Source organism: Aquabacterium sp. G14 (genome assembly GCF_037482285.1).
Lineage (GTDB): Bacteria > Pseudomonadota > Gammaproteobacteria > Burkholderiales > Burkholderiaceae_C > Aquabacterium.
The window spans coordinates 34,313-48,079 of record NZ_JBBEYB010000005.1; the positions used below are offsets into that span (position 1 = coordinate 34,313).

Sequence of the window (13,767 nt, forward strand, 5' to 3'; positions counted from 1 at the left end):
ACCCTTGAGTACAGGGTTTGCGCTGAGGCGTCAGGCCGTTGGCAGCTTGTAATCGCGATACTGCTCACGCAGCTTGAGCTTGTACAGCTTGCCCGTGGCCGTGTGCGGCAGCTCGTCCACGAACACGATGTCGTCGGGGGTCTGCCAGTTCGGAATCTTGCCCTTGTAGAAGGCCAACAACTCCTCCTTGGTCACCTCGGCACCCGGCTTCTTGACCACGACCATCAAGGGGCGCTCGTCCCACTTGGGGTGATGCGCCGCAATGGCCGCCGCTTCGTGCACGGCCGGATGGCCCATCAACACGTTTTCCAGCTCGATGGAGCTGATCCACTCCCCGCCCGACTTGATCACGTCCTTGGAGCGGTCGGTGATCTGCATGTAGCCATCCGAGTCGATGGTGGCCACGTCCCCCGTGGGGAACCAGCCATCGTGCAGCGGCGACTTGTCGACGTTGAAGTAGCTGCTGATCACCCAGTGACCGCGCACCTCCAGATCGCCCGTCGCCACCCCGTTCCAGGGCTGCACATTGCCCTCGGCGTCCACGATGCGCATGTCCACACCGAACACCGACTTGCCCTGCTTTTCCAGGATCTTCTGCTTCGCCTCGGGCGCCAGGTTGGCGTGCTTGGACTTCAGGCGGCCCAGCGTGCCCACCGGCGACAACTCGGTCATGCCCCAGGCGTGCACCACCTCGACGTTGTAGTCGTTCTCGAAGGTGCGGATCATCGACGGCGGGCAGGCCGCGCCACCGATCACCGTGGTCTTGAAGGTGCTGAACTTCAGGTTGTTGGCCTTGACGTAATTCAGCAGGCCCATCCAGATGGTCGGCACGCCGGCGCTCATCGTCACGCCTTCGGATTCGAACAGCTTGTAGAGCGACTCACCGTCAAGGTGATGGCCCGGCAACACCAGCTTGCAGCCCACCAGCGCGGTGGCGTACGGTGTACCCCAGGCGTTGACGTGGAACATCGGCACCACAGGCAGGACCACATCGGTGCCCTTGATGCACATGGCGTCCGGCAGCGCCACGGCGTACGCGTGCAACACGGAGGAGCGGTGCGAGTACACGGCGCCCTTGGGGTTGCCGGTCGTGCCCGAGGTGTAGCAGATGCTGGCGGCGGCGTTCTCATCGAACGAGGGCCAGGTGTAGTTGCCGTCTTCGGCGTCGATCAGGTCTTCGTAGCACAGCAGGCTGGGCAGCGAGTGCTCACGCGGCATGTTGTCACGGTCGCACATCAGCACCACGTGCTTGACGGACGGCAGCGAGGGCACCAGCTTTTCCACCAACGGCAGGATGTTCAGGTCCACGAAGATGACCTTGTCCTGCGCGTCGTTGATGATCCAGGCCACCTGCTGAGGGAACAGACGGGGGTTGATGGTGTGGCACACCAGCTCCGAGCCCGACACGCCGTAATAGATCTCCAGGTGACGGTAGCCGTTCCAGGCCAGGGTACCGATGCGGTCACCCGCCTCGCAGCCCAGACGGGCCAGCGCCTGGGCCAGCTTGCGCGAACGCAGCTCGACTTCGGCCCAGTTGGTACGGTGGATGTCGCCTTCGACACGCTTGGACACCACCTCGATATCCCCGTTGTGACGCGCTGCATGGGTCAGCAGCGACGAAATCAACAGGGGCATTTGCATCATTTGGCCCATCAGGCTCATAGGTCGTCCTCCGGAAAGACACGCAGATTGGTGGTTGACGACAGCACGCTATTTTGACAATGCCGCCTTCCACATCCTCAAAATCATAGACCTGTTTGTCCGGCGCTCCGAAGCCCTTGACCCCCGTGAAGACCCTAGAAAAAAGGGCCAAACTGCGTCAAATCAAGGCCAAAAAGTCGCAAACTCGGACACCGTTACACGCTCCGCAAGCAATGAGTTCTCGATGGCCTCGGGGTCGGCATGCCCCAGGGCCATGCCCACCACCACCATCTCGCGCTCGGCATCCAGACCCAACTGGTCCGAAATCAAGGCGTGGTAGGCATTGAAGGCGGCTTGCGCGCAGGTGTCCAGTCCGCGCGCACGCGCTGCCACCATGATGTTCTCCAGGAACATGCCGTAATCCAGCAAGCTGCCCTGGCCCATCACCCGGTCGATGGTGAAGATCATGCCCACCGGCGCGTCAAAGAAGCGGAAGTTGCGCCCGGTCTGCTCATGCATGCGCACCTTGTCGCCCTTGGCAATGCCCAACAGGCTGTACAGATCCCAACCCACCTTGCGGCGCCGGTCGATGAAGGGGGAGATCCACTCCTTCGGGTAGTAGTCGTACTCCTCCTGATGCAAGCCCACCTGCGCCGGGTCGTTGTACGCCGCCATCAAACGGTCCACCAGGGCTTTCAGGCTCGCCCCGGTCAACACGTGCACGCGCCAAGGCTGGGTGTTGGTGCCCGAGGGCGCCCGCGAGGCCACGCGCAAGATGTCCTCCACGACAGCACGCGGCACCTCGGTGGGCAGGAATCGACGGATCGAACGACGCGACGTGATGGCCGCGTCCACAGCGGCCGTGCGCTCAGGGGTGATGAGATCGGGCGCGCGTGGCACCGAGGCGGGATGACTCATGACAAAGTCCAGACTGCAAAGGAGAGGAAAAAAGGGGAACGGTCAACTCAGGCCGACTCGGGCAGTTGCAAGGCCTGCAGGGCTCGCACAAAGGTCTCGGGCAATTCGGTGGGTCGGCGCGTGGCACGGTCCACATACACATGCACGAAGTGGCCGCTGGCAGCCGACTGCGGCTCCCCCTCTTCGAACAGGCCGATCTCGTAACGCACGCTGCTCTTGCCGATGTGGGCCACGCGGATGCCCGCCTCCACATTGCGCGGGAAAGCCAGCGGGGCAAAGTAGTTGCAGTGCGTCTCGATCACCAGACCAATGACATCGCCGGCATGGATGTCCAGCACACCCGCCTCGATCAGATAGCGGTTCACCGCCGTGTCGAAGTAGCTGTAATAGGTCACGTTGTTGACATGACCGTAGATGTCGTTGTCCATCCAGCGGGTGGTGATGGGACTGAAATGGGCGTAGGCCGCCCGGCTCTGGGGTTGGGGTCTGCTGCTCATGTGAAACATTATTCATGATTCATTCCCTCGTCTGAACGCACCCTCCCGCCCGGCCCGATTGACCACACGCCAAAGCCACCGCTACATTAATGACCCACCGGTCAGTTACTGAGAGCCCTTCCGTTTGAGCGAGTCCGACACGTCTCCCGCCACCCGCACGCGCCAGCGACGCAAGGCGGCCCGCCCCCAGGAATTGCTGGAAGCGGGACTGCGCCTGTTCCTGCGCAAAGGCCTGGCGGGCACCCGCATTGAAGAGGTGGCCCGCGAAGCTGTTGTGTCCAAAGGCACGCTCTACCTCTACTACCCGAGCAAGGACGAGCTCTTCAAAGCCGTGGTGCGGCACTACCTGACCCAGGTCATCGTCGAAGCGGGCAACCTGGCCGATGTGCACGACGGCCCCAGCGCCGCCTTGCTGCACCAACTTGCCACCACCTGGTGGCTGCGCGTGGGCTCATCGGAAGCGGCCGGTCTGGTCGTGCTGCTGATGAACGAGGCCGCCGCTTTCCCTGACCTCGCCCAGTTCTACATGGACGAAGTGCTCGCGCCCACCCACGCCTTGCTGCGCCGCGTGCTGGAGCGCGGCATGGCGCGCGGCGAGTTCCGCACGCTCGACATCACATCGGTCGTGCACGGCATGATCGCCCCAGTGCAGTTTCTGATCCTGTACAAGCGCTGCACTTCGGTGTGTGCGGTCAACTCGGTCCCGCTGGACCCCGAACAGTTCCTCAGCACCCAGGTCGAAATCCTGCTGCACGGACTCGCCACACCTCACCCGTCTGGACCCGCCTCCTCATGAAAACATCGGCCTCGTGGATGAAATGGCTGGCCCTGTGCGTGGCCCTCCTGGTGCTCGGAGGCAGCATCGCCCGGGCCATCGTGGCCCGCAAAGCCCAGCAAACGGCCTTGGCCCAGAGCACCGAGAGCGCTCAGGCCAAAGTGATCCAGTTGCGTGCGCAAGATGCCTACACCGTCACCACCCGCTCGCTGAGCTGGTCCCTGCCCATTTCCGGCAGCCTCGTGGCACAGCGTTCGGCAGTGGTCAAAGCCAAGGTGGCCGCCGAACTGCAGGCCCTGCACGTTCGCGAAGGCGACACGGTGCGCCAGGGGCAGTCACTCGGCCAACTCGACACCCAGGAAGTCGGCTTGCGCCGTCAGCAGGCGCAGCAACAAGCGGCCTCGGCACAGGCCATCTGGCGCAATGCCGAGCAAACGCTGCGCAACAACCAGGCTCTGGTCCAGCAAGGTTTCATCTCGCGGCAGGCACTCGACAGCTCGCTGTCCAACGCCGCGTCCACACGCGCCAACTACGAAGCAGCCCAAGCTGCCGCCCGACTGGCCGACAAGGCCTGGCAAGACACCCGCATCCTCGCGCCCCTGGGCGGTCAGGTCGCGCAACGCTTCGTGCAACCGGGTGAGCGCCTGAACGTCGATGCCCGCATCGTCGAGATCGTCGACCTCGACAGCCTGGAGTGGCAAGTCCCCCTGACCCCACAGGATCTGGCACGCGTGCAGGTGGGGTCCAGCGCCAGCCTGCGCATCGAAGGCTTGAGCGAACCTCTGCAGGCTCAGGTCGCCCGACTCAACCCCAGCGCCACCGCCGACACCCGTGCCGTGATGGCCTACCTGAGCCTGCCACGCCACCCGGCACTGCGTCAGGGCCTGTTCGGTCAGGGCGAGATCCTGCTGGAAGGTCGTGAAGGCCTGGCCGCTCCCGCCAGTGCGATCACCCGAGAAACCGGCCGCGACGAGGTCCTGCGCATCGATGGCGACCGCCTGGTGCGCGTCCCTGTGCAACTGGGGCTGCACGGAGCCCAGGCTCCGGAACCGGGCGCGGCAACCGATGGCGGCCATCGCAACGCCTGGGTGGAAATTCGACAAGGCTTAAAGCCGGGTGATCGCATCCTGCGTGACGCTGCCAGCACCGTGCGCGAAGGCAGTCGGGTGAGGGTTACCTCGGCCGCAACGAGCGCCCCCGCCGCTGCCGTGCGCCCCGCTGCCTCACGCTGAAGCAGGTCCGCACCATGTGGTTCACGCGCCTGTCGATTGGCAACCCCGTCCTGGCCACCATGATGATGATGGCCCTGGTGGTGCTCGGCCTGTTCTCCTACCAACGCCTCAAGGTTGACCAGTTCCCCGACATCGAACTGCCCACCCTGGTCGTGCAGATGGCCTACCCCGGCGCCTCGCCCGAGATCATCGAGACCGAAGTCACCCGCAAGGTCGAAGAAGCCGTCAACACCGTGGCCGGCATCAGCCAGCTGTATTCGCGGTCCTATGAGGGCAACTCGGTCGTCATCATCCAGTTCAACATGAGCGTGGACGGACGCCGCGCCGCCGAGGATGTGCGCGAAAAGCTCTCGGCCATCCGCCCTTTGATGCGTGACGAGGTCGAGGACCCGCGCGTGCTGCGCTTCGACCCTGCCAACCGCCCCATCTTCTCGCTGGCCCTCACCTCACCCGACGGCAGCCAGAGCCCTCAGGCCCTCACCACCTACGCCGACCAGATCCTGCGCAAGCGCCTGGAAAACGTCGAAGGCGTGGGCAGCGTCAACCTCGTGGGCGGCCTCAAGCGCCAGATCAACGTCTACCTGCGCCCTGACGCGCTGGACGCCTTCGGCCTGCGCGCCGAGCAGATCGCCGCCACCGTGCGCACCGAAAACCAGGACCAACCCGCCGGCAGCGTGCGCACCCTCGACCGCGAACGCGTCGTGCAGATCGACGCCCGCCTGCGTACCGTCGAAGACTTCCGCCGCCTGGTGGTGGCCACCCGCAACGACCAGCCCATCCGACTCAGCCAGGTTGCCGACGTGGTCGACGGCCCACAAGAACTGGAAACCCTGGCCCTGCTCAACGGCCAACGCACCCTCGCGCTCGAAGTGCTCAAGTCCCAGGGCGATAACACCCTGGACGTGGTGACAGGCCTGCGCGCCGCCATCACCGAGATCACCCCCAGCCTGCCCCCTGGCATGAAGCTCGACGTGGTGCGCGACAGCAGCCGTCCCATCAGCGTCAGCGTGCAGACCGTGCGCGCCACCCTCATCGAAGGCGCCGTGCTCACGGTCGCCATCGTCTTCCTGTTCCTGAACTCCTGGCGCTCCACCGTCATCACCGGGCTGACCCTGCCGATCTCCATCATCGGCACCTTCCTGTTCATGCACGCCTTCGGCTTCTCGATCAACATGGTCACGCTGATGGCGCTGAGCCTGTGCGTGGGCCTGCTGATTGACGACGCCATCGTCGTGCGCGAAAACATCGTGCGCCACCTGCAGATGGGCAAGTCCGCCCTGCAAGCCTCCATCGACGGCACGCAGGAAATCGGCCTGGCCGTGCTGGCCACCACCCTGTCCATCGTCGCCGTCTTCCTGCCCATCGGCTTCATGGGCGGCGTCATCGGCAAGTTCTTCCACGAGTTCGGCATCACCATCGTGGCAGCCGTGCTCATCTCCATGTTCGTCAGCTTCACGCTCGACCCCATGCTGTCGAGCGTCTGGCACGACCCGGCCATCGCCGCCCACGGCCGAGGCGCAGCCGGCGCGCCCCGCAGCTGGTACGACCGCACCTTCGGCCGCCTCACCGGCGCCATCGACCGCTGGTCCGAGTCCCTGAGCGACGGCTACCAACGCCTGCTCGGCCGCGCTCTCGACCACCCATGGTGGACCATGGTCGTCGCAACGGCCACCCTGGTCGGCAGCGTAGCCTTGATGCCCCTCGTCGGCACAGAATTCGTCCCCAAGGCCGACTACTCCGAAACCTTCGTCAACTTCTACACCCCCTCAGGCACCTCACTCGAAGCCACCGAGGCGCGCACCCGCGAAGTCGAACAGCTCATCCGCCAGATGCCGGAGGTGGCCTACACCCTGGCCACCATCAACACCGGCCAGGCCTTGGGCCGCAACCAGGTCTCGGTCTACGTGCGCCTGACCGACCGCCACCTTCGCCAGCGCAACGTCGACCAGCTGTCGGCCCCGCTGCGCGAAGCCCTGTCCGCCCTGCCCGGCATCACAGTCACCCACGTGGGCCTGCTCGATGCGGTCGCCGGCCTCAAACCCATCATGCTGTCCATCCAGGGCAGCAACATGAAAGAGCTGCAGCGCCTCAACACCGAAGCCCTGGCCCGCCTGCGCCACATTCCTGGCCTGGTCGACCTCGACACCAGCCTCAAGGCCGACAAGCCGACGCTCGACATCCGCGTGCGCCGCGATGCCGCCGCCGACCTCGGCCTCAACGTCAACGCCGTCAGCCAGGCCCTGAGCGTGCTGGTCGAAGGCAAGGTCGTGGGCAGCTGGCGCGCCGAAGACGAGCAGAACTACGACATCCGCGTCTCCCTGCACCCCGACGCCCGCCGCACCGCCGACGACCTGCGCAACCTCACCCTCGTCATGGGCGTCGATGCCCAGGGCCGTCCCCGCCAAGTGCGCCTCAGCCAGGTCGCCGATGTGGTCGAAAGCCTCGGCCCCACCCAGATCAACCGCCGCGACCTCAACCGCGAAGTCGAGATCACCGCCAACTTCACCGGGCGCTCCATGGGCGAGGTGTCCGCCGACATCCGCAAGGTCCTCGACGACATGCCCTGGCCCAGCGGCTACCACTACCGCTTCGGTGGCTCCACCAAGGACATGCAGGAGTCCTTCGCCTACGCCCTGTCTGCGCTGGGCCTGGCCATCGTCTTCATCTACATGATCCTGGCCTCGCAGTTCCGCAGCTTCCTGCAGCCCATCGCACTGATGAGCTCCCTGCCGCTCACCCTCATCGGCGTGGTCCTCACGCTGCTGGTGTTCGGCTCCACCGTCAACATGTTCTCCATCATCGGCGTCATCATGCTGATGGGCCTGGTCACCAAGAACGCCATCTTGCTGGTGGACTTTGCCAACCGCGCCCGGGCCGGCGATGCCGGCGAAGGCCACGAAACCGCCCCCCTGCCCCGCCGCGAAGCCCTGCTGCTGGCCGCCCGCGTGCGCCTGCGCCCCATCCTCATGACCACGCTTGCCATGGTCTTCGGCATGGTGCCGCTGGCCTTCTCTCTCACAGAAGGCTCCGAACAGCGTGCCCCCATGGGCCAAGCGGTCATCGGCGGCGTGCTGGCCTCCTCCCTGCTCACGCTGGTGGTGGTGCCGGTGGTCTACGCCTTCCTCGACGACGTGTCCGCGTGGCTCAAAAGACGAATGCATCCGACGAACTTGCAGCAGATTCCCCCCAAGTCAGGCGGCTCTTCTTAAAATGCCCGTTTTACCCGGATTCCTTTCCATACCGTCTCCCGTAGGATGCCCAGCATGAACGTCGAACAAGCCCGCTTCAACATGATCGAGCAACAGATCCGCCCCTGGGATGTCCTGGACCCCGCGGTGCTGGACCTGCTGTCGTCCGTGCACCGTGAAGATTTCGTGCCCGAAGCCCACCGCAGCCAGGCCCTGATGGACTTCGAGATCCCGCTGGGCAACGGCCGCGCCCTGCTGGCCCCGCGCGTCGAAGCCCGTCTGGTGCAAGACATCAGCCTGCAAAAGGATGAAACGGTCCTGCTGATCGGCGCTGCCACGGGCTACATGGCCGCCCTCATGGCCCACCTCGCACAGCGCGTGGTCGCCATCGATGCCGATGCCAGCCTCGTGGCCGCTGCGCGCGCCAACCTGAAGAAGGCTGGCCTCAGCAACGTCGAGGTGGCCCAGGCCGACGGCACCCAAGGTTTCCCTGGCAAGGCCCCCTACGACGCCATCCTGCTGGCCGGCTCCGTGGCCGAAGTGCCCCAGGTGCTGCTCGACCAACTCAAGCCCAACGGCCGCCTGGTCGCCGTGGTCGGCCAGTTGCCGATGATGTACGCCACCCGCTACACCCGCGAAGGCCAGGGTGCGTTCAGCAGCCAGCAGCTGTTCGACACCGTGCTGCCGCGCCTGACCGGCTTTGCCGAACCCAGCCAATTCAAGTTCTGAGCCCTCCGTCCGGCTCCGCATCCAACCGAGGAAACCCACGATGTTCCAGCACGTTTCGCCTTCGCACCCGACCTCCTCTGCCTCCCCCAACGCGTGGCGGCCGCTGGCACGGGCTTGCGCCCTGGCCGTGCTGGGCATGGCTGGCTCCCTCAGTGCCCAGGCCGAGAACCTGGTCGAGCTGTACCAAGCGGCACGGGGCTACGACGCGGCCTACCTGGCTGCCAAGTTGCAGTTCGATGCGGCCCAGTTCAAGGCCGACCAGGCCCGTTCGCTGCAACGTCCGTCGGTCAACCTGCAGGCCACGGTCAAGCGCAACCGCCTGGACTCGTCTCAGCCTGACGCCATCAACCCACTGACAGGCGGTGTGGCCAGTTACGACAGCACCAGCACCAACAGCCAACTGGCGGTCGCCGCTCGTCAGCCCCTCTTCAACCAAAGCAACGCTGCCAAGGTCGCCCAGGCCGAGGCATCGCTGACCGCTGCCCAGGCCGATCTCAAGATGGCCGAAGACGATCTGGTGGCCCGCCTGGCCCAAGCCTATTTCGATGTCCTGTCTGCACAAGACGTCCTGGCAACCGCGCAAGCCAACAAAAAAGCCCTCGCCGAGCAACTGGCCTCGGCCAAGCGCAGCTTCGAAGTCGGGAACTCCACCATCACCGACACCCGTGAAGCCCAGGCCCGCTTCGACCTGGCCTCCGCTCAGGAAATCGCCGCCACCAACGACCTGCGCGTCAAACGGATCGCACTGGACCAGTTTGTGGGCCGCGCCGACGTCAAACCCAACCCCTTGCGCACTCCCGTCAATCTGGATGCCCTCGCCCCCGGGCAGATCGACACCTGGGTGCAAAGCACCGGCACCGCACCCATGGTGCGCAAGGCTGAAGTCGGCCTGAAGGTGGCCCGACTGGAAGTCGACAACGCACGCGCCACCCATCTGCCCACGCTTGACGCGGTGGCGCAGGTGGCCCGCACCCATGTTGACACCAACAACCAACTGGTCAAGGCCCAAAGTGGCTCTGGCACTGCTGGCTCCATCGGCCTCGAGTTCAACATGCCCCTGTATGCCGGCAATGCCATCCAGAATCGCGTGCGTGAAACCCTGAGCCTGCAGGACAAGGCAGAGCGCGACCTCGAAAACGCGCGCCGCGGCGTTGAGCTCGGCACGCGTCAAGCCTACTCCGGCGTGCAGTCCGGCTTGGCTCAGGTCAAGGCCTACGAAGCGGCCGAAGCATCGGCCAAGCTCGCGCTGGAAGCCACGCAATTGGGCTACCGCGTGGGCGTGCGAATCAACAAAGATGTGCTGGATGCCCAAACCCAGCTCACCAACACGCAGAAAGACCTCTACAAGGCTCGCTACGACGTGATCATCGGTGCCATCAAACTGCGTCAGGCTGCAGGCACCCTCACGTCCGACGATCTGGTCGAGCTCAACAAGCTGGTCACGCCCTGATTTTGGCCCTCGCTGGGCCGACGCGCGTCACACCGAGTCGGCCGGCAGAGCCAGTTCATCGACCTTGCGCAGCAACTGGCCCACGTCAATGGGCTTGGTCACATAGGCGGCAAAACCTGCGGCGCGGCTGCGCTCCAGGTCGCGCGGCATGGCACTTGCGCTCACCGCAATCACCGGGATGCCCTTGGTCGCCGGGTGCTCACGCAGGCACTGCATCACCGCATAACCATCCATGTCGGGCAGGTTGATGTCCAACAAGATCAGATGGGGTCGATGGGTCCGAGCCAACTCCAGCCCCAACCCCGGCGCCATGGCGCTCAGCAGGCGCACCCCCGGCAGCATCCCCAGCACGCTCTCGATGAGCTGCATGTTGTTCGGATTGTCCTCTATGCACAGCACCGTGCGCGTCGCAACCGTTGAGCCCCGCCACGATGCTGCAGCCCCCTCGCGCAAAGCGCGGGTCGCATCAACCGCCGCCACACCATCATCCGCACGTGGCAGTTTCACCCAGAACGTGCTGCCCTCGCCTGGTTGACTCTCCACACCAATCTGGCCATTCATCAAACCCATCAGGCGTTTGCTCAAGGCCAGACCGATGCCAGTGCCCTCGACTTGCTGATCATCGGCGTTCAGTCGCTCAAAGGGCACGAACAAGCGTGCCTGCTGCGACGGCGTCAAGCCTGCGCCGGTGTCGCTGATGCGAACGCAGATGCTCTCCCCCTCCAGGACGCACCCCACACTCACCACCCCCGCAGGCTGGTTGTACTTGATGGCATTGGACAAGAGGTTCAAAAACACCTGCTTCAGCCGGGTGCGATCTGCGCGCACCTGCCACACCTCGTCGCACGCCACGTCCAACAGGCGCACATCACGTGCCTTCGCCTGTGGGAGCACCAATGTCAGGCATTCTTCGAGCAGGTCTCGCAAGGCCACCTGCTCCAGGCTCACCGTCATCTGCCCAGACTCCACGCGCGCCAGGTCCAGCACCTCGTTGATCAGAGCCAAGAGGTGCTTGCCACCGTGCAGAATCTGACGCACATGCGCACTTTGCAGCGGGTCCCGAACCGAGAACTCCAGCAACTGCCCAAAACCGAGGATGGCGTTGAGCGGCGTACGCAACTCGTGGCTCATGCGTGACAAGAAATCACTCTTGCTGTGATTGGCCCTCTCCGCCTCATCCTTGGCTGTGGTGAGTTCAATCGTGCGCGCAGCCACACGCATCTCCAGCTCTTCGTTGAGCTGCTTGAGCCGCTGCTCAGCCTCTTTGCGAGAAGTCACGTTGCGAGAAATCAGGATGTAACTCGAACGTGCGCCCTCTGGCACTTCCTTGCGGGCCACCGAGATCTCGAACCAATTGTTCCCGGCCGGCACCTCCAACTCCAATTCACGCCCCCACACGGCACCCAGCTTCTCGGCGTCTCGCATGGCCTGGTGCACGACCTCGGCAGCTGCGGGAGACATCACTTCACGCACCGTTTTGCCGAGCAAGCTCTCGGGGTCCTGCAACAGCCACTCGTTCTTGGGGCTCAGCACCCTGAGGTAGCGCCCATCGGCATCCAACTCGAACAACAGATCGGGCAAGGCTTGCCAAGTCGCCGCCAACTCTTGCCGCAACGCATCAAATCCCGCGGCCAGTTGATCGATCTCGACAAAATCACCCCTGGGCACCGGCGTACCCCATTCCCCGCGTCGCAAGGCCTGTGACACCTTGTCCAACTGGTTCAAGGGGCGTGTGACATACCGCCCCACCAACCAACCCAGAAGGACCAACATGCCGCACAGGCCCAGCATGTCGGGCACACGCCCCATCACTTCGGCATGCCGAGCCTGCGCACGCAGCGTGCCCATGTCATAACCCACGTAGACCACGGCGCGTCGCAGGCTGCGCACTTCGTCCACTTGTGAGGGCAAGGTGAACGACTGCAAGGCATCCATGCGCATGCCATCTGCGCGCATCTGCCAATTTGGCAAACGTCCCCGCGCCGTCTGGCGCAGACGGGCCAGATCCAAGGCTGGCCACACCTCGCGTACCGATCGACCGCGCCATGCAGCCTTGCTGGACTGGAGCACCTCGCCCGACTCGCTCACCAGCAAAACCACCTGCACCCAGGGCTGGCTCGCCACCTGGGCCAACTCCTCGGACAACAGGGTCGAGTTCTCTGCCGGCATGTCATCGGCCAGGCGCACAAGGTGCGCAACATCACGCAACACATCCAGACGTGCAGACTGGGTCAAGTCCTGCTGCTTTTTATACAGCGCGTAGGTCAGCGACAGCCCCCCCACGATCAACATGGCCAGCAGCAACACCAACGGCAGGAACAGGCGCAACGATCGCCGCCTCATGCAGCCTCCGGCAAAAAGCGTGGCTCACACAAAGCATCCAGGTCAGGCATCCGGTCGAGCAAACGCGACTCATGCATCACCCGCCCGACCAGTTTGGCTGACTGATAAAGCCGTGCGTTCTCGCCGGCCAACCACGCACGATTACCAGCCAGGTCGGCCATCGCGATGCCGGCAAACGCCTGCAGCACCTGCTCGGCAGACAGTTGCTGATGGGGCGCCATCAGGCGCGCAGCCACCTCGGGCTGGTCTCGCCAGTGACCGAAGGCTCGGAAATAGCCCTGTAGCAAATGACGCCACTCCGCCACCTGGTCCGGCATGGCATCGGCCCGCACCGCCAGCACATCGACGATCAGACCGGGCAGCTTGCGACTGTCCAGCAGTGCGTGAGCACCCTGCGCTCGCAACTGAGACGCCATCGGCTCGAAGGTGATGACCACATCCACTTCACGCTCCGCATAGGCTCCCACATGGTGATCGGCCGTGACGGGCACCTTGACCACGTCCGCAGCACTCAACCCCGCCGCGGCCAACAAGCGTGACAACATCAACGCCCCCAAAGCCGTGGTTTCCACGCCAATGCGCTTGCCGCGCAAATGCGCCAGCGTCACCACCGACGGATGAGCCATCACCACGTCCGCGCCATGAGACTCGTCAAACACCAGAATGGCACGGGCATCGACGCCGCCCTCCCTGACCTGCAGCAACTCGTCCAGGGTCAACGCCGCAGCCGGCACACGCCTCTCGACCAAGGCCATCATGCTGGCGGTGTTGGAGGGAAACTCCTGCAGGCGTGCCACGCCCTCACTGAGGTAGTCCAATTCGGCCGCCAGGTGCAGCAAGCCATACCCCACCCAGGCGTTGAGTGCTACCTGGACCGGATCACGCGGTGCTGAACACCCAGCAAGCCCCCACGGCAACGCCGGCACGCCCAACAGCGCCCCCAAGCCCGTTCTCAACCAGGTGCGTCGTTTCATCTTGTGTCAGCCATCGCCTG

General features: G+C 64.5%; 10 protein-coding genes. 5 read left to right on the forward strand and 5 right to left on the reverse strand.

Annotated features, from left to right (window positions below):
• Positions 1-30: 30 nt before the first annotated feature.
• From WIT60_RS07300 to WIT60_RS07310, 3 genes are all read right to left on the reverse strand, one after another.
• Positions 31-1,662 carry a 3-(methylthio)propionyl-CoA ligase gene (locus WIT60_RS07300; RefSeq protein ID WP_339583281.1) on the reverse strand — a complete coding sequence of 544 codons (1,632 nt, stop codon included), beginning with the start codon at positions 1,660-1,662 and terminating at the stop codon, positions 31-33.
• A gap of 162 nt (positions 1,663-1,824) precedes the next feature.
• Positions 1,825-2,559: a nitroreductase gene (locus WIT60_RS07305; RefSeq protein ID WP_339583282.1), complete on the reverse strand. Its 735-nt coding sequence runs from the start codon at positions 2,557-2,559 to the stop codon at positions 1,825-1,827.
• Positions 2,560-2,606: 47 nt separating this feature from the next.
• Positions 2,607-3,056, reverse strand: a complete 450-nt coding sequence (locus WIT60_RS07310) for an acyl-CoA thioesterase (protein WP_339583283.1) — start codon at positions 3,054-3,056, stop codon at positions 2,607-2,609.
• Positions 3,057-3,180: 124 nt separating this feature from the next.
• Here WIT60_RS07310 and WIT60_RS07315 point away from each other — a divergent pair, with 124 nt between their 5' ends.
• Genes WIT60_RS07315 through WIT60_RS07335 form a run of 5 tightly spaced genes read left to right on the forward strand, consistent with a single transcriptional unit; the run spans position 3,181 to position 10,430 of the window.
• Positions 3,181-3,852, forward strand: a complete 672-nt coding sequence (locus WIT60_RS07315) for a TetR/AcrR family transcriptional regulator (RefSeq protein WP_339583284.1) — start codon at positions 3,181-3,183, stop codon at positions 3,850-3,852.
• The gene (locus tag WIT60_RS07320) at positions 3,849-5,063 is read left to right on the forward strand and encodes an efflux RND transporter periplasmic adaptor subunit (RefSeq protein ID WP_339583285.1); all 1,215 of its coding nucleotides are present in this window, start codon (positions 3,849-3,851) and stop codon (positions 5,061-5,063) included. Before WIT60_RS07315 ends, WIT60_RS07320 begins: the two co-directional genes overlap by 4 nt.
• A 14-nt stretch (positions 5,064-5,077) precedes the next feature.
• Positions 5,078-8,272, forward strand: coding sequence for an efflux RND transporter permease subunit (locus WIT60_RS07325; protein WP_339583286.1), 3,195 nt, complete (start codon positions 5,078-5,080; stop codon positions 8,270-8,272).
• A 54-nt stretch (positions 8,273-8,326) separates the two neighbouring features.
• On the forward strand, positions 8,327-8,980 hold the full coding sequence (locus tag WIT60_RS07330; protein ID WP_339583287.1) for a protein-L-isoaspartate O-methyltransferase family protein: 654 nt from the start codon (positions 8,327-8,329) through the stop codon (positions 8,978-8,980).
• A 40-nt stretch (positions 8,981-9,020) separates the two neighbouring features.
• On the forward strand, positions 9,021-10,430 hold the full coding sequence (locus WIT60_RS07335) for a TolC family outer membrane protein (protein ID WP_339583288.1): 1,410 nt from the start codon (positions 9,021-9,023) through the stop codon (positions 10,428-10,430).
• A gap of 27 nt (positions 10,431-10,457) precedes the next feature.
• Here the strand turns inward: WIT60_RS07335 and WIT60_RS07340 are convergent, their stop codons facing one another.
• Both WIT60_RS07340 and WIT60_RS07345 read right to left on the reverse strand, forming a co-directional pair.
• Positions 10,458-12,773, reverse strand: coding sequence for an ATP-binding protein (locus WIT60_RS07340; protein WP_339583289.1), 2,316 nt, complete (start codon positions 12,771-12,773; stop codon positions 10,458-10,460).
• The gene (locus WIT60_RS07345) at positions 12,770-13,747 is read right to left on the reverse strand and encodes an ABC transporter substrate-binding protein (protein WP_339583290.1); all 978 of its coding nucleotides are present in this window, start codon (positions 13,745-13,747) and stop codon (positions 12,770-12,772) included. The genes WIT60_RS07340 and WIT60_RS07345 overlap by 4 nt, the downstream gene beginning before the upstream one ends.
• Positions 13,748-13,767 lie beyond the last annotated feature (20 nt).

Bases quoted from the DNA above. Each gene is read 5' to 3' on its own strand.
- WIT60_RS07345 (WP_339583290.1), bottom strand. From the start codon at position 13,747: ATGAAACGACGCACCTGGTTGAGAACGGGCTTGGGGGCGCTGTTGGGC.
- WIT60_RS07320 (WP_339583285.1), top strand. From the start codon at position 3,849: ATGAAAACATCGGCCTCGTGGATGAAATGGCTGGCCCTGTGCGTGGCC.
- WIT60_RS07330 (WP_339583287.1), top strand. From the start codon at position 8,327: ATGAACGTCGAACAAGCCCGCTTCAACATGATCGAGCAACAGATCCGC.
- WIT60_RS07310 (WP_339583283.1), bottom strand. From the start codon at position 3,056: ATGAGCAGCAGACCCCAACCCCAGAGCCGGGCGGCCTACGCCCATTTC.
- WIT60_RS07325 (WP_339583286.1), top strand. From the start codon at position 5,078: ATGTGGTTCACGCGCCTGTCGATTGGCAACCCCGTCCTGGCCACCATG.
- WIT60_RS07305 (WP_339583282.1), bottom strand. From the start codon at position 2,559: ATGAGTCATCCCGCCTCGGTGCCACGCGCGCCCGATCTCATCACCCCT.
- WIT60_RS07335 (WP_339583288.1), top strand. From the start codon at position 9,021: ATGTTCCAGCACGTTTCGCCTTCGCACCCGACCTCCTCTGCCTCCCCC.
- WIT60_RS07300 (WP_339583281.1), bottom strand. From the start codon at position 1,662: ATGAGCCTGATGGGCCAAATGATGCAAATGCCCCTGTTGATTTCGTCG.
- WIT60_RS07340 (WP_339583289.1), bottom strand. From the start codon at position 12,773: ATGAGGCGGCGATCGTTGCGCCTGTTCCTGCCGTTGGTGTTGCTGCTG.